The organism is Paenibacillus sp. SAF-068, assembly GCF_051967555.1.
In the GTDB taxonomy this organism is placed as follows: domain Bacteria; phylum Bacillota; class Bacilli; order Paenibacillales; family Paenibacillaceae; genus Paenibacillus.
In genome coordinates, this window is sequence record NZ_JBQCJX010000001.1 from 2,531,891 (window position 1) to 2,548,703 (window position 16,813).

Sequence of the window (16,813 nt, forward strand, 5' to 3'; positions counted from 1 at the left end):
AAGGATGATAAACTTGACGATTCAATATAATGAACAGCTACGTATATTTGCAATACAGACGCAAAATTCGTCCTACATTTTCGGAATTAATGAAAGAGAACACCTCCAGCATCTATATCGGGGTAACCCCGTGGACATCGAGGACAGCGCCCCGTTGCTCCATCTCCAATCCCATAGCTCTTTTGACGCGGAAGTGGAAGGAGAAGTGGAGGAGTACAGCTTCTGGGGAGGCGCATCTTATACAGAACCGTCTTTGAAGGTTCGTATGTCTGATGGGGTTCGTGATCTTCAGGTAAAGTATGACCGTCACGAGATTATTGAACAGGATGGCAGACAGACGTTAATTATCACGTTGAAGGATCAGATATATGCACTTGAAACGCAGCTGATATATCGGGTTATCCCGGAATTCGACCTAGTGGAGCGTTACGCCAATATCGTAAATACGGGACAGGAGGAAATCGTGCTGGAAAGCATGCAATCCGCAGCCTGGACTTTGCCATATCTCCAGGATTATCGCCTGACTCATGTTACGGGGAAATGGTCGGGTGAATTCCAACTGCGCAATACCATTTTGACAGAGGGAAAAAAGGTACTTGAATCGCGGAGAGGTTTCACTGACGGTCATGCCAACCCATGGTTTGCGATTGATGATGGTCTTTCCACAGAAAGCGGCGGTGGGGTATGGTTTGGTGCTCTTGCCTGGAGCGGCAACTGGAAGATTGTTGCGGAGAAGACGCCGTTCACTCATGTACGGATCACAGGTGGCATTAATGATTTTGACAATGAATGGCTGCTGGGTGCGGGTGAAATGTTTGAGACGCCTGTCTTTGTCGGCGGATTCAGTCCGGAAGGCTTTGGCGGCATGAGCCACCGCTTGCATCAGTACCAAAACAATTACATACTGCCGCGCAGTGAAATCGGTAAAGTGCTGTACAACTCCTGGGAAGCTACCTATTTCGATGTTAACGCACAGGATCAAATGGCCCTTGCCGAACGTGCAGCCAAGTTGGGTGTGGAGCTGTTCGTAGTGGATGACGGCTGGTTTGGGCAGCGGCATTCCGACCGTGCGGGCTTGGGCGACTGGAACGTGAACAAAGAGAAGTTCCCGAACGGACTTGTTGAGCTGATTGACCGGGTTCACGGACTGGGGATGGAATTCGGCATATGGGTGGAGCCGGAGTCGGTCAACCCGGATAGTGATCTCTATAGAGCGCATCCGGATTGGGTATATCATTTTGAGACCCGGGGACGTACGGAGCTTCGCAATCAGCTGCTGCTGAACATTTCCAAGCCAGAGGTTAAGCAATACATTATCCATTTTATGACCGAACTGCTTGGCAACCATGAGATTAAGTTCATTAAATGGGACATGAACCGGACCATCACGGAGCCGGGCATGAAGGGTCACCCCATTAACCGCCAGAAAGAAGTATGGGTAAGGCATGTCCAGAGTCTCTATGATATATGGGCACAGCTGCGAGCCAAGTTCCCGGATGTCGAGTTTGAGACTTGCGCAGGAGGTGGCTCGCGAATTGATCTGGGCATCTTCCGTTATTCTGACCAATCCTGGCCAAGTGACAATACGGATGCGTTCGACCGTCTGAGCATTCAGGAAGGCTTCTCGTATACATACGCACCACGTATGATGACCTGTTGGGTAACCGAATCGCCTACAGGAATGAACGGTCGAAACGTCTCCCTGAAGTATCGCTTCCACAGTGCAATGATGGGTACGCTCGGTATTGGCTCCAATCTGAACGAATGGAGTGAGGAGTGGCTTGAGCAGTCCGGGGAATTCATCGATCAGTACAAAACTATTCGCCACGTGGTGCAATTCGGCAGACAATTCCGCCTTACTTCGCTTCGCCATATGGGAGTTACAGCTGTCCAGTACAGCGATGCTGCTGGAAGCGATCATGTTTTATTTGCTTTTCTTCACTCACAGAAGCTGGGTGAATCGTTACCTAGACTTCGTTTGACAGGTCTTCAGGCTGACAAGACCTATCTCGTTGAAGAGTTAGGGTTATCGATCAGTGGGCGTGCGCTAATGAACATCGGGGTGGAGTTGCCTCTGCGTAGTGATTTTGACAGCCTGTTGTATCGTATTCGTGAGCAGATATAATAGGATGTTGTAGAACAATTTAAAAGGAGTGCTTTGCAGGTCGATAACGGCTGCATCGCACTCCTTTTTTATTGGATCTCTTTTTGCGGCAGACGGATCTGGACCGTGGTTCCCATACCAAGTTTGCTATACACTTTAACACCGTAGTATTCACCGAATTTCAGTTTAATCCGCTGATCCACATTTGAAATTCCATAACCCCGTCCTTCTTTTTCCTCAAACAAAGCCTCAAGCTTCTCTCGTCGCATGCCCATTCCATCGTCTATAACCGATAAGATGATACTATTGTCCTCAATGACACCTTTGATGTGGATATTTAGAGGTCGATCCTGATTCCAAAGAGCGTGAATCACTGCATTCTCCACAAAAGGTTGCAGCGCAAGCTTCACGGTCGAGTAGGGCAGTATCGACTGATCTATCGTGTAGATGATATTCAGCTTGCCCTTAAATCGAATAAGCTGGATGGCATTATAGCTCTGCGTCAGCTTCATTTCCTCATTGATGGTCAGGATGCTCTTTCCTTTATTCAGAGAGATCCGATAAAACTTGGCCAGATGAAGAACCATATCCTGAATCTGTGGATCCTGATGTTTCACGGCCAGAGAAGAGATCGAACCGAGTGTATTATACAGAAAATGCGGATTGATCTGAGCTTGAAGCAGATCAAGTTCGGCTTCTTTGCTCTGCAGCTCCTTCTTGTAGACTTCGGTAACCAGGCTTTTCAACCGGGAGGTCATCTGTTCGAATGCAAAGTGAAGCTGACCGATCTCATCACTGCCCATTTGCTCCTCATGAGCAGGGTTGAAATCTCCCCGCTCAATCCGCCGAATCATCCGAATTAACGTCCTGATGCGATTGCTGAACAGCGATGCGGTAATATAAATGAGCAACAGCGCTACTCCGATGAAGCCCAGTGAAATGTTGATAATAAGCTGAGAGAGAGATTTGGCATCCTTGATAATACTGTCGTAAGGGAAGATGGACACCGTTTTCCAGCCGTTTTTGAGCGTGTTATAGACCGCTAGAGCCTTCACGCCTTGATATGTTGTATCAAATCTGCCTGAAGGCGTCTCGTCAAAATTCTGATGAAGCAATTCCGGCAGGCTTGTATTGATTAACTGCTTGTCCGCTGAAGATAAAATAATACCATTGTCATTTATGATAAAAATATCTTTGCCGCCCGCTTCTTTTTCCATGAGAGAATAGATGACTGACTCGGAAATTTGAAAGACCAGCATTCCGTAGGGATACTGATTACTATTGTTGTTCAGTAGCCGGGCGAGTGTAAACATCGCAGGACCGTTCTCTGTCTGTGGCGATGAGAGATGAATTATATTCCCATAGGATTGTTGCAGCTTGTGAAACAGTTCCGTGTTCTGAACCTCGGGGGTGATCGGCCGGATATAATAATTGTCTTTGGGCAGTGAAGGATTGTCCGAATATATGAATGCGCTATCAAAATCAGGGTAGGCAGCCATTACGGTGTCGATTCGATTGCCAATGTAATTATAGACGTCGAGATAGGAAGGATCATCATGATATTCGTTTGTCAGGTAATTGGCAAGTCGGTTATCCAAATAAATAGAGGCGGAAATATGTTCGTAGCTGTCCAGTTTATTCTCCAGATTTTTAGTGATCTGAGCTGTTGAGTTCGTCATGTTGATGTAGATCTGCTCGGTAAGTTTCGTTTTGGTAAGTTCATAGGAGAGATAAACCAATGACATCATCGGAATGATGGTGACGAGTACAAATACTGTAAATAGTTTGGAACGAAAACTCAGGTTTACAAAAGGCATGTACATATATCTTCTATAAAATTGGCGCATCCGGCAGCCCTCTCTTGACTGAATATTCATTGCACAGTTCATCATAGCAGAGTAAATATGGAAATCCAATCCTCGCTTTGCACAAAAACATCATTAAAAAGCGGTATCTTTCGGAGAATTCAACTATGGCGAGTAAACCGTGTCAAATTTATGATGAATAGGAGAGAAGTTGAATCCAGCTATGTTCGGCCTTGCTGCTGTATAGAAAAAGGGAGGGTACCTAATGCATAAGGTAAGCGCTATCAAAACAGTCAGGAGCAATAATCTGATAAGCAGAGTAAAAGAGCAAAAATGGTTATTCGTGCTTATGCTTCCTGCCTTCATTGCAACATTGTTATTTTCCTACGGTCCGATGTTTGGACTATATATGGCGTTTACGAATTATCAGCCGGGTGGGGGATCGTTTTTCTACCAGTTCTTCCATGCTGAGTTTGTCGGTTTCCAGTGGTTTGAGTATTTCTTTACTACAGGAGATTTCTACCGGGTGATGCGTAATACGCTTGCGACAAGCTTGCTGACGTTGTTTTTCGGATTTCCTGCTCCAATCATTCTCGCGCTTGTGCTGAATGAAGCGAGGCAGGGATTTTTCAAACGTTTTGTACAGACGGTTTCTTATCTGCCGCATTTTATCTCATGGGTTATTGCAGCCAACATTGTAATTACGCTGCTTGCTTCAGATGGAATGCTTAATAATATTCTGGTTCTGCTCGGCATTGTCAAAGAACCCGTCGCATTTTTGCAGAACGGGCCTCTGTTCTGGTGGATTATCGCACTGTCGAACATGTGGAAGGAGATGGGGTTCAGTGCCATTATGTATCTTGCTGCAATCGCTTCGATTAATCCGGAACTTTACGAAGCGGCCAGAGTGGACGGAGCCAGCCGATTCAAGCAAATGTGGCATATAACGCTGCCATCCATGCGCCCTACCATTGTCATATTGGCTATTCTTGCGGTCGGCGGCATTTTGAATGCAGGATTCGAACAACAATACTTGCTGCAAAATAATACCGTGCTTGAATACTCCGAGGTTATTGATATTTATGCTTACAAATACGGACTACAAAATAGCATGTTCTCTTACGGGGCTGCTGTAGGAATGTTCAAATCCGTTGTCGCCTTCATACTTGTCCTTATCGTGAACCGGATTTCGAGAAAAGTGAACGATCAGGCATTGTTCTAACTATAAAAGACAGAAGGGAGCGCTTGTAATGATTCTGAACCGATTCGGGGATCGTATTTTCAAAATTATTGTATATTTCATTCTTATTCTCGTATTACTGGTTACATTTCTTCCGTTTTGGAATATACTCGTTCTTTCATTGAACAGCGCGGAGGATACGGTGCGAGGCGGCGTTTATCTGTGGCCCAGAGATCTGACCCTGGACAGCTATCAGCAGATTTTGAAAGATAGCGAGATTTTAAACGGTCTGTGGGTAACCGTCAAACGAACGCTGATTGGCGCACCGCTATCGGTTCTCGTCATTACGATGCTTGCGTATCCGTTAAGTCGGCGGAATCTAATTGGTCGCAAAGGCTGGAACCTGTACTTTATTTTTACCATGTATTTCAGTGGCGGACTGATTCCGTTCTACATGGTGCTTAAGGCGCTGAATATGATCGATACCTTTTCGGTGTTCATTTTGCCAAGTTTGATGAATGTCTTCTATATGATCATTGTCCGTACTTTCATGGAACAGCTACCCCATGAGATTGAAGAATCGGCGAGGGTAGACGGGGCTAACGATCTGACAATTTTCTTCCGGATTGTGATGCCGCTGACAACACCTGTACTTGCAACAGTGGGACTTTTTCAAGCGATAGGGCATTGGAATGCGTGGTTTGATTCCTATGCGTTCACCTACAGCTCGGACCTGAAAACCCTTCAGGCTGTGCTTGTGAAAATATTGAATCAATTTCAGACGGGTGGCATGATTTCGCAAACGCAAATGCTGGCCAATTCGGCCAAACGAAATGCCGTTTCAAGCGATACCATTCGAATGGCTGCTACGATGGTAGCCACCTTACCAATCGTTATGGTGTATCCGTTTCTGCAAAAATACTTTGTGAAAGGCATGACTTTGGGAGCGGTGAAAAGTTAATCTGTTCCATAATCCGGTTACAGGGAAGGCTTGTTTCAGTGGTCTCTCCCTGAAAGGGGGTGGGCAAATATCGTTTTGGAAATGCTCAATCTAGCACAACAGGAATTTATTCATTGGGAGGAATTAGGGTGTCAATAACAAAGACTAAAAAAAGGATGACCATGGGGATTACAGCTGCATTAGTCGTTGGTTTGCTGGCGGGCTGCTCCTCCAATGATGGGGAGAACAATACAGCAGGTAAAGACGGGGAGCAAGGGCCGATTACGCTGACCTGGTTTGATGGCAATACCAAAGGAGAACCTTTTACCGATGCGGTTGCCCAGGAAATTACCAAAAAGACTGGCATAGAGATTTCCATCCAGCAGCCAACGGGTAATCCAACAGAAAAACTGAGCCTAATGCTGGCGAGTGGTGACTATCCGGATGTGGTAGTCATGAGCCGGGGAGATGCTTCTCTCGACAAATACATTTCAAGTGGGGCATTCATTCCACTGGATGAGTTAATTGAGAAATATGGTTCTGATCTGAAAGAAATGTACGGAGATACCTTGACCAAAACACGTAATACAGACGGCAAGAACTACTATCTGGCAAACTGGTATGGACTCGACAGTGATCCGGTTTTCGGTATGCTGATGAGACAGAGTCTGTTGGAAGAGTTTCTTCCGGACAAAGCAGATGGTTCACAGCCCCTCACAACAGACGAATTCGAAGCACTCCTGAAAAATTTTAAAGAGAAATACAATACGATTGATGGCAAAGAGTCCATTCCGATGACGATGAACGGGGAAAACATGGGTGCGAATCTGGGCACATTCAAAGGCATGTGGGGCTTAAAGACGTATTATGACAACAACGGACGTCTGCAATATGATGTCAAGGATCCAAAATATCGTGAGATGCTGTTATACATGAATCGCTTATATAGAGAAGGTCTGATCGAAAAGGAATTTGCGATTAGCAAAACACAGACCTGGATTCAAAAGCTGACGACTGGTGCGGTGTTTGCTACCCCAGGTGCATATTGGGACCCTGGTAACGGCAATGCGGCCCTGAAAAAGGATGGCGGGGAAAAGAATCAGTTATTCGCCTACAAAGTGGTTGCTCCAGGCGTAGATCCGGCTCAAACGACGTTTGGCCCTAGAAGTTCGCTTGGATGGGATGCAATAGCCATTACCAAAAACAACAAACACCCTGAAGAAACGATAAAGCTGTTTAATTATCTGGCGAGTGATGAAGGACAGCATTTGCTGCTGTGGGGCAAGGAAGGCGAACAGTACACCATGGTGGATGGCAAGCGACAACCGAAACCTGAATTCCTGCAAAGCTTCAAGGATAATTGGGATGATACGGTGAAGAAAAGCGGCGTTCGCAAATGGTTATGGTTTATCAAAAATGGTCTGGACCCGAACGGACAGCCATATGACATGGCGGTTAAATTCCAGCGCAGTGAAGTGGATGAACTGGCCATTAAGAGTCTTGGCGATTCCGTATGGGACACAGCGCAGTATGATAATCTGAATCCAGATGGGGGAACACCTCAAGCACTGACCGCCCAAAAGGTGAAGGATATTATGGATCAGAGCATTACGAGAGCCATTATTGCTCCAAGCGAAGGTGAAGCCAACTCTGTATTTGACAAAATGCTGGAGGATATGAAGAAGGCCGGCGATGAAAAAGTGGAAGATATCATTAATGAGAAATATGCTCAGCGTATGGAACTGTGGTCTTCGAAATAATTGGAAATCAACTTATAAATAAGAGTGTCTCGGGTGATTGCCCGGGACACTTCTTATTTATGAACGCATTTTATCATACTGTTGCTGTCGCGAGATAAACGCACAATTCGCTTTCTGAAGGCAAGAACTTTGTTCCATTATTGGTTTAGTGTTTCACCGATCATATAATGCATCCTTAAAGCCGTATTGTTTACCGAGATCTTGCATTTGTGTTTCCGTTTTGCTGGAGTTGTTACATGATATTTGTATTGTGAATCTGGCGAGAATAAAACATATATCCTTAAAAGGAATAATATCACTGATTAATTTCCACTTTTGGCCATTATGTATTCTTATACATATTAAAAAACGCCCCTGATGCTTGTTTTTAGGTTTTTTATTGAAGATACGTATATGGGGATTGATGAGGGTTTTCACAAGGGTAATAACCCTGTTTTGTTGCTTAAAAAGCTATATTGACCTATGGTTTTAGGTCTATTATCATGTTGAGGAACGCGTTCGCATTGTTTGAGATATTGTTGTTGAGGAGTAGGTAGAATGGAGTTTATATGGTATTTGGCTTTAATCATTGTTAGTACAAAAATAGCAGGACATGTATCCGTAAAATTGGGGCAACCCTCTGTACTTGGGAAATTGGTTGTCGGCATTATTTTGGGACCTGCAATTCTGGGGTGGATTGATAATAATGAATTCATTCATTATGTCTCTGAAGTAGGGGTATTATTACTTATGTTTATTGCTGGATTAGAAACTGACCTGGATCAGTTAAAGAAAAACTGGAGATCAGCAGTTGCTGTTGCTGTTGGTGGGATTATACTTCCTTTTGCAGGTGGATTTGGAGTAGCAGATTTATTTGGATTATCAACGAACTATGCACTTTTTATGGGAGTTTTATTCAGTGCAACATCTGTAAGCATTTCAGTACAAGTGCTAAAGGATATGGATCGTTTAAGTTCCAGGGAGGGCACAACCATTCTTGGAGCTGCTGTGGTAGACGATATTTTAGTTGTTATCCTTTTAGCATTTATGATGAGTTTCTTGGGTACAGGTCAGGATGTATCCTTGGGACTTCTAGTAGGAAAGAAAGTGCTGTTCTTCATAGGTGTATTTGTTGCAGGGGCATTTATAGTTCCTCATGTTATGAAATGGCTCTCAACTCTTAAAGTAACAGAGCCCATAATATCAATCGCACTCTTCATTTGCTTTGGATTTGCATACTTTGCTGATCTGATGGGTATGGCCGGTATAATCGGTTCATTTGCTGCCGGTATTGCAATCTCACAAACAAATTTTAAGAATGTTGTTGAAAAGAAGATCGAGCCAATTGCATATTCAATTTTTGTTCCCGTATTTTTTGTAAGCATTGGTCTCAATGTTTCATTTGAAGGTGTAGGTCAACAGATCGGATTCCTTATCGTTCTAACCGTTGCTGCTGTTTTAACCAAATTACTTGGTGGTGCGTTGGGAGCAAAGATTACAGGATTCAGCAATGTTTCTTCATTTGCTATAGGAGCTGGGATGGTATCACGAGGAGAGGTTGCATTAATTATTGCATCAACTGGTTTACAAGCAGGGCTTCTTTTACCTGAATACTTCACTTCAGTTATTATAATGGTCATACTTACAACCTTAATAGCGCCACCATTGTTAAAGGTGTTATTTAATCCACGTAAGGGAACTGCTTCAAAAGAAGGCGGGCTATAAGAATAAAAGGGGGAGAATACTATATCTAAACTCTATTTGTTTTCCTATAAGCCTAAAAATGAAGGATGGACCGAGGAGTGTATTAACTTTCATCTGGATAACCTCTTTGAGGTCAAACATCTTCATGACAGAGTGTATTTAATTAAAACAGCGGATGATATTGATTTGTTAGAGAAGTACCTTCTTGAGTGTCTACGTACACACGATAGTTACTTTTTACTACAAATCAGTGAAATGCCTGTCACACATCGTCAGAATGGTCTTATATCTGAAGATGTGACTAGATGGCTTCAACTCTAATTAATTCAACGGACTATCATTAGATAGTTCGTTTTTATTTTTGTTAAAAGTGAGGATTCTATAGTAAAGGGTGGACTAGTATCGTTAGTTGTAAGTTAGTTTTAAGTCATTCGATATGAACCTTATCACAGTTAGGTTTTGTTGTGCGCATTTGTCAAGAAAGAACAGGGCTCGCTAACACTTCAGCGAGCTCTGTTCTTTCTATGTCAAAACCATGTCAGAGTAAAACTCTTGTTCGAGGTCTGAAATTAGAGCAGGATGAACAGGCTGCCATCCCAAGATTCTCCGGGTCAAGTTGTCAAATGAAGAACGCACTTAGACGCATTCTCATCCGCAGGTTAAGAGTATTCTGGACTGTTTAAACAGATTTATTGTACACGTCTGCAAAAACTTTCGCAAAGTCTCCGACCTTAACTTTACCAAGGTGGTAGTCGGTTGTACGGAGGCTGGCGTAGAACTCGTCGGCGTTCTCGCAGGCGCGGTTCATTTGGGCAAACCCGTTGGCAGTGTTTTCGTGGAAGCCGATTTTCTTCATATTCTCAGCAAGAGTTTCAACAGATATTTGTTGGTATTTGGCTTCGATACCTTCTTCAGCAAGGGCGTTGAGCCAGTCGTTGCCTGTGGCCCAGTCACTAACTATGAACTTCGCACTTTTACCCGCTGGGGTGTGAGAAATCATGGCGTAAACAACGTTTGCAATATCAACAGGGCTGACCCAGCCTTGTGGGATGTCAACAGAAATTGGGCTGAAGATAGTCTGCTGGGTTTTGAGGCTTTGCATGTCGGCAAAAAGATTGCTGTAAAAGCCGACAGGTCGGATGTGGACAATATTCACGCTTTCAAGCGAGTTTAGCGCGTCTTCTACATAATGATAGCTGTAGAGAATGCCGGCGTTTGCGTTGTCCGCGCCGACTGAGCTGAGGTTGACGACATTTTTTACGCCTGATTTTAGCACAGCGGTCTTATAATTTTCAGCAAGATCAATAGCAGTCTGCCGCATGTCGGTGCCAGAGGCATAATTGATGCCCGAAATCATGAGGTAAACGACGTCACTACCTGCGAAGGCCTGTGCGAGGAATTCGACGTCGAGGTTTGATCCGACCGCTGGTTTGGCACCAAGCGCTTCGATGTCTGCGATACGGTCTTTGGAGCTTGTGATGACGGTGACATCATGGCCGTCTGCGATTAGGGATGGCAGGTAGTTACGGTTAATATTGCCGAGTGAGCCGAGAACTGTGATTTTCATTGTGTATTCTCCTTTTAATAATGTGATTTCGAGAAATGTATATTGCTTTTGATACCGTTATCCCTTCCTCGATTGGTTATTCATTACAAGAGAGATTATACAACCGGTTATTAACTAAGTAAACTAAAATAATAAAATTAGTTAATTTAATATTTTTATGCAATATTGTTTGTTGATACAGCTATTTTGATATAATATGATTTGATGAGCATTAGAGGAGGCTTCAATCGTGAGAAAACCCGTGAGCGCAGATCAATATCTAAATAAAATCAAACCTGTAATTAGAAGAACCAGATTCAGCCAACTGAAAATTGACGATATCGCAAAACATATGGATATTAGTAAGGTAACGCTGTATAAGCACTTTTCATCCAAAGATGAAATCATCGAACAGGTTGTAGAGTATGGAATTCAGTATTTGCAGCAGGCTGACACCGTTGTAAATGATGATTCCGTTTCATATATTGATCGATTTCAAAAAACGTTTCTGGAATCGTTAATAGGTGTTATATATATATCCGATTTGTTCCTGCAAGATCTTAAGGAGTTTTATCCACGACTTTTCGAAAAAATTTCCATTGCTCAACAAAATAGAATTAAAAATTTACAATCTTTTTATCAATCCGGTATGGATATGAAGATTTTTAACAGAATGCACGCTGCACTGTCCTTAGTTCAAGATGATGCGACGCTTCGGCGCATTATGGAACCGACCTTTAGTATTCAATGGTATGATCTGACCTTGAAACAAGCTGTTATGGAGTTTTATAGAATGAAACAGTATCAAGTGATTAGTCCTGAATATCTGGATACTATTGACGATTCAATTGTCGAAAAAGAAATCATTCGCATTTTACAAACCATTTCGTAAACGCGTTCGTTTCCGACGACTTGTTCTTATTGATGCTATCGTCCCGTTATCAGAGTAATCGTTGTAAAATTTGTAGCTTTTAACACTAAAAGGCCATCCGGGTAGGTGACCATTAAACTTAGCGGTTAGAGTCAGCGCGGTGAACCTTATCACATTAAGTCACTATGCTAACGTAAAGACGTAGTTGAACAAACTATTTATTATCAGGACTTGTACCGATTACCGTATCTCGTTTCATTCAAGAGGGAGGATAATTCCAAGTAAAAATTGTCGAGGGACAAGAACATAGTTCCATTGAAGTCGCTATTATAGCGGCTTTTTTATTTTATCCGTACACGTTCCAAGTTCCGAGCCAAGAACAAGAACTTGTACGGATTGCCGGAATGGTCAAGATCATAGTCCTTTTTTCGATTAGATGCATATCTAAGTGTTGAGGCGAGTTTAACTTTGGCAAGAGCTCCCATATGGACTCATCTCATTGTGTTGGCCATGTAAGAATCCGTTTGGTTAGGATAAATCCATTGATTTAAAGGAATAAACAAAAATTGAATAGCGATTGCTTCCGGAGGTGGGGGAATAATCACTATGTATATTTGCGTATTTTTTTATTTTTGTCCTCCACATGTGTACAAAGAATAAAAAAGATGCTACATTGAAATTAATAAAACCCCATTTACAACAAGGTTTTTTCGCAATATGACATGTCTCCCGTACAAGGACAAAGGTATATTAAGGAGGGAATCGAATGTCAAGTCAAACATTGGACCAATTTTTAAGTTCGAACATTGAAGATCTAAAGAATAAAGGTCTATATAACTTCATCGATACACTGCAGGGTGCAAATGGTCCTGTTATTCGTATTGACGGAAAGTCCTTAATCAATTTGTCTTCTAATAACTATTTGGGCTTGGCAACAGATTACCGCCTGATTGATGCTTCAGTTAAGGCGGTGCAGACATACGGGGCAGGGGCAGGCGCTGTGAGAACAATTAATGGTACGATGGATCTTCATATTGAGCTTGAAGAAAAACTGGCCCGTTTCAAAAAAACGGAAGCCGTTATCGTGTATCAATCGGGATTTAACTGTAATATGGCTGCTATATCCGGGGTAATGGACCAGCATGATGCGATTTTATCCGATGAGCTGAATCACGCTTCCATTATTGATGGCTGCCGCCTGTCGAGAGCCAAGGTGATTCGCTTTAAGCATTCGGATATGAATGATTTAAGACGACTGGCGAAAGAGGCCAAGGAATCCGGTCAGTACCATAAAATTATGGTCATTACCGACGGGGTTTTCTCCATGGATGGTGATATAGCAAAGCTTCCCGAAATCGTGAAAATAGCAGAAGAATTTGATCTGATTACTTATGTGGACGATGCTCACGGTTCGGGCGTTCTCGGAGCAGGTGCGGGAACCGTGAAACATTTTGAATTGTCCGACCGCATTGACTTTCAAATTGGTACTCTTTCCAAGGCGATCGGCGTTGTCGGCGGTTATGTGGCGGGTAAAAAACAATTGATCGAATGGCTGAAGCTGAGAAGCCGTCCGTTTTTGTTCTCGACATCGCTACCTCCGGCTGCAATCGCTTCATCTATTGCTTCTGTTGACATTTTGATGAATGACAAAGAGCTGATTGATAAGCTGTGGGAGAACGGCAATCATTTGAAAAATGGCTTGAGCCGTCTTGGATATGATGTAGGCCAAAGCGAAACGCCAATCACACCTTGTATCATTGGCGATGAAGCAACCACCCAACAGTTCAGCAAACGGCTCTATGAAGAAGGCGTTTACGCCAAGGCAATCCTGTTTCCTACGGTCCCGAAAGAAACTGGAAGAATACGCAACATGCCGACAGCTGCCCATACCAAGGAGATGCTGGGCCAGGTGATCTCTGTTTATGAGAAAGTTGGCAAGGAAATGAAGCTCATTTAGATGCATTCGCGGGAGTATATTTCGGGAGGAATGTCTTATGAACAAGATTTTGGTGACCGGAGCACTAGGCCAAATCGGTTCTGAGTTAGTTGTTAAATTACGTGAGATTTATGGTGAGGATCACGTCGTTGCTACGGATCTCAGGTCATCAGCCCACGAAATTACCCGATCCGGACCATTCGAGCTGCTGGACGTGACGAATGATAAGGCGATGTTCGAAATTGCCAAACGGTACGAAGTGGATACCATCATGCATTTGGCTGCGCTGCTGTCGGCTACCGCAGAGGAGAAACCCCTGCTTGCCTGGAATTTGAATATGGGCGGATTGATGAATGCACTTGAAATATCCAGAGAGCTCGGCTGCCAATTGTTCACGCCAAGCTCCATTGGATCTTTTGGCCCTACGACTCCAAAATACAATACCCCGCAGGATACGATCCAGAGGCCCAATACGATGTACGGCGTGAACAAAGTATCCGGCGAACTGCTTTGTGATTATTATTTTCACAAGTACGGCCTGGATACTAGGGGGCTGCGATTCCCAGGTTTGATATCTTATATGACGCCTCCCGGCGGAGGAACGACCGATTACGCAGTGGAAATTTATTACGCAGCCGTGACGGCTGGCCGGTATACATCTTATATCGCAAAAGACACAAACATGGACATGATGTATATGCCGGATGCCCTCAACGCGATCATCGATTTAATGGAAGCGGATTCATGCCGGTTGACGCATCGAAACTCTTTTAATGTTACAGCAATGAGCGTGGATCCGGAGGCGATCGCTGCAGCGATTCGTGAAGAGTTACCTGGCTTTGTCCTCGATTATGAGGTTGATCCGAAAAGACAGGCGATTGCTGATAGTTGGCCGCATTCCATTGATGCGACGGCAGCAAAAACAGAATGGGGATTTCATGCCCGTTACGACTTGAAAGCCATGACGAAAGATATGCTTTCACAGCTAAGCGAGAGACAAATGCTTCGCAAAGCTTAAATTTATTATTTATCCACTGAGCAAAGCGAGTAGAAATACAAAAGAATCTGCATCAAGAGAAGCTCTGACATTACCGGGCCTTTTGTTGCAGCTTCTTTTTTTCATCATCATCTTGCCAGAAGTAATATGGGCTGGGTTGAAGAACTAGACAAGATCACATCCCGAACACCGATTTAAAAAAACCGACCTTATTCCAACTTTAGTAGAATTTAAGGTCGATTTGTTCGTTTTAGTGAAAGGACCCTACTAATAATGTAATAAAGATAAATCCATATTTCATGGGCTAGACGTTAATAGAGTCTTTACTAATCCTAACTGTCAATTATGCTCTTGATATTTTTAATTGTTGCGAAGTGCATTGCTTCATGATAAATCAGAAACCCCAGTAATTGTTCTGCATTAGTAAAGATAAGTCCTGTAGAAGACTTGTAATGAGGGTTGATTTCTTCTCTCAATTTGCTTGAAAGTACCGATTCAACCCTCCCAATTTGTTCGGTTAACACTTCGATTATCTGTGCCATCGTTGGAGACTCTACATTCCAGTCAGACGGTTTCGTTCCTGGATCAAATAACTTGCTAAAATGAGCAGGATATCTGGTTTCTTCCCCAGTAAGTTGGAAAGCGAACTTCTCATGTATAACATACATGTGGCCTAGATTCCATTTTATATTGTTTTTCAAACCTGTTGGAATTATTTCCGAGGTGGAGTCATTTATATTCCTCACATATGCAACTGCCTGACGGCGAACAAATCCCAATTGATCTGTGACAAAATTGCTCATGATATTGACCTCCCGTAAAGTCGCTAATGAATTCGTTAAAAAAAATCACTTGTTTCTTGGGTAAGAAATTCCGCGAGTCCTACAAAAAAACACTTTTGAGTCAGTGAGCAGAGTTGCTTTTAGAAACATAAGTTGAGACTCGTTGTGACAGATTTGCCAACGAACGTTCAAAATAGGATTCATCATGAAGTGCTCTACTCAGAATTAATCCCCCCTGAATACTGCCAATCGTTTCCTCTGAAATCTGGTCAGCAGCTTCTTTAGAGATTCCTGCTCGAACTAGTGCCGCGCTTAAAGCTTCAATCCATCTTACAAAATATTGCCGAATTACAGCAGCGAATCGATCTCTTGTTTCGTCCAAAGCGAATGCACCAATAAGGCATATGCGCTGACCGGATTGAAAATAAGTATTGACCTCTTGCCACATATGATCAATGGCTGCCCGGGGTTCATTCTTTTCCAGCGGCTCAAAAATGTTCTTGATAAACCATTGATCAATATGAGCAAGAATTTCAGCAGCCATCTCATCTTTTCCACCGGGAAAGAAATAATATAAGCTTCCTTTAGATAGACGCGTACGGGCTGTAATTTTACTCAAGGATGCGCCCTCATAACCTAATTCACGAAATACCTCAGCAACGAGAGGGATAACATCAGATTTTTCAAAAACCGTGCGCGTCATAGGTTTAACTCACTAAGGCTTGGATGTTCAGCAGGGCGCGTACCGAGAGGCCAATGAAACTTGCGTTCTTCTTCCTTAATCGGCATGTCATTAATCGAAGCAAATCTACGTTGCATTAAGCCGTCATCAGCGAATTCCCAATTCTCGTTCCCATACGATCTGAACCAATTACCACTATCATCACGCCATTCATATGCAAATCTTACTGCAATACGGTTATCCGTAAATGACCAAAGTTCCTTAATAAGGCGATAGTCCAGCTCTTTAGCCCATTTTCTAGTTAATAAAGAGACAATTTCTTGGCGGCCAGTTATAAATTCGCTCCGGTTTCTCCAATAACAATCCTCAGTATATACAAGGGAGACGCGCTGAGGGTCACGGCTATTCCAGCTGTCTTCTGCCATACGAGTTTTTTGGATTGCTGTCTCAAGAGTAAATGGGGGGGGTAGATTGTTCATTCATTTTTCCTCGCTTTCTATACCGTTTGCATCAGTATAAACCGATCG

General features: G+C 43.3%; 13 protein-coding genes. 8 read left to right on the forward strand and 5 right to left on the reverse strand.

The window, feature by feature from the left end; all coding sequences use genetic code 11:
- Positions 1 to 4 precede the first annotated feature (4 nt).
- Positions 5 to 2,125, forward strand: a complete 2,121-nt coding sequence (locus ACTHPG_RS10915) for an alpha-galactosidase (protein ID WP_440389289.1) — start codon at positions 5 to 7, stop codon at positions 2,123 to 2,125.
- A 68-nt stretch (positions 2,126 to 2,193) separates the two neighbouring features.
- On the opposite strand, the gene ACTHPG_RS10920 is transcribed toward ACTHPG_RS10915, so the two are convergent.
- Positions 2,194 to 3,921, reverse strand: coding sequence for a cache domain-containing sensor histidine kinase (locus tag ACTHPG_RS10920; protein ID WP_440389291.1), 1,728 nt, complete (start codon positions 3,919 to 3,921; stop codon positions 2,194 to 2,196).
- Positions 3,922 to 4,174: 253 nt separating this feature from the next.
- Here ACTHPG_RS10920 and ACTHPG_RS10925 point away from each other — a divergent pair, with 253 nt between their 5' ends.
- From ACTHPG_RS10925 to ACTHPG_RS10940, 4 genes are all read left to right on the forward strand, one after another.
- Entirely contained in the window at positions 4,175 to 5,131 is a 957-nt protein-coding gene (locus ACTHPG_RS10925; protein WP_440389293.1) for an ABC transporter permease, read from the forward strand.
- A gap of 28 nt (positions 5,132 to 5,159) precedes the next feature.
- A complete protein-coding gene (locus ACTHPG_RS10930) occupies positions 5,160 to 6,050 on the forward strand; it encodes a carbohydrate ABC transporter permease (RefSeq protein ID WP_029880772.1) in 891 nt (296 codons plus the stop codon).
- Positions 6,051 to 6,178: 128 nt separating this feature from the next.
- Positions 6,179 to 7,789 carry an extracellular solute-binding protein gene (locus tag ACTHPG_RS10935; RefSeq protein WP_440389295.1) on the forward strand — a complete coding sequence of 537 codons (1,611 nt, stop codon included), beginning with the start codon at positions 6,179 to 6,181 and terminating at the stop codon, positions 7,787 to 7,789.
- Between the two features lie 537 nt (positions 7,790 to 8,326).
- Positions 8,327 to 9,493, forward strand: a complete 1,167-nt coding sequence (locus tag ACTHPG_RS10940; protein WP_440389297.1) for a cation:proton antiporter — start codon at positions 8,327 to 8,329, stop codon at positions 9,491 to 9,493.
- Positions 9,494 to 10,151: 658 nt separating this feature from the next.
- Here ACTHPG_RS10940 and ACTHPG_RS10945 read toward each other — a convergent pair.
- Positions 10,152 to 11,039, reverse strand: a complete 888-nt coding sequence (locus ACTHPG_RS10945) for an NAD(P)H-binding protein (protein ID WP_440389299.1) — start codon at positions 11,037 to 11,039, stop codon at positions 10,152 to 10,154.
- A gap of 229 nt (positions 11,040 to 11,268) precedes the next feature.
- On the opposite strand from ACTHPG_RS10945, the gene ACTHPG_RS10950 reads away from it, so the two are divergent.
- From ACTHPG_RS10950 to ACTHPG_RS10960, 3 genes are all read left to right on the forward strand, one after another.
- Positions 11,269 to 11,910 (forward strand): TetR/AcrR family transcriptional regulator, encoded by a 642-nt coding sequence (locus tag ACTHPG_RS10950; protein ID WP_440389301.1) that lies wholly within the window; start codon positions 11,269 to 11,271, stop codon positions 11,908 to 11,910.
- Positions 11,911 to 12,655: 745 nt separating this feature from the next.
- A complete protein-coding gene (locus tag ACTHPG_RS10955) occupies positions 12,656 to 13,846 on the forward strand; it encodes a glycine C-acetyltransferase (protein ID WP_440389302.1) in 1,191 nt (396 codons plus the stop codon).
- A gap of 37 nt (positions 13,847 to 13,883) precedes the next feature.
- Positions 13,884 to 14,843: an L-threonine 3-dehydrogenase gene (locus tag ACTHPG_RS10960; protein WP_440389304.1), complete on the forward strand. Its 960-nt coding sequence runs from the start codon at positions 13,884 to 13,886 to the stop codon at positions 14,841 to 14,843.
- Between the two features lie 311 nt (positions 14,844 to 15,154).
- Here ACTHPG_RS10960 and ACTHPG_RS10965 read toward each other — a convergent pair whose 3' ends face one another.
- The 3 genes from ACTHPG_RS10965 to ACTHPG_RS10975 all read right to left on the reverse strand — a co-directional run bounded on the left by ACTHPG_RS10965 (position 15,155) and on the right by ACTHPG_RS10975 (position 16,765).
- Entirely contained in the window at positions 15,155 to 15,625 is a 471-nt protein-coding gene (locus tag ACTHPG_RS10965) for a DinB family protein (RefSeq protein ID WP_440389306.1), read from the reverse strand.
- A gap of 100 nt (positions 15,626 to 15,725) precedes the next feature.
- The gene (locus ACTHPG_RS10970) at positions 15,726 to 16,307 is read right to left on the reverse strand and encodes a TetR/AcrR family transcriptional regulator (RefSeq protein ID WP_440389308.1); all 582 of its coding nucleotides are present in this window, start codon (positions 16,305 to 16,307) and stop codon (positions 15,726 to 15,728) included.
- Positions 16,304 to 16,765 (reverse strand): nuclear transport factor 2 family protein, encoded by a 462-nt coding sequence (locus ACTHPG_RS10975; protein ID WP_440389310.1) that lies wholly within the window; start codon positions 16,763 to 16,765, stop codon positions 16,304 to 16,306. The genes ACTHPG_RS10970 and ACTHPG_RS10975 overlap by 4 nt, the downstream gene beginning before the upstream one ends.
- Positions 16,766 to 16,813: the final 48 nt, after the last annotated feature.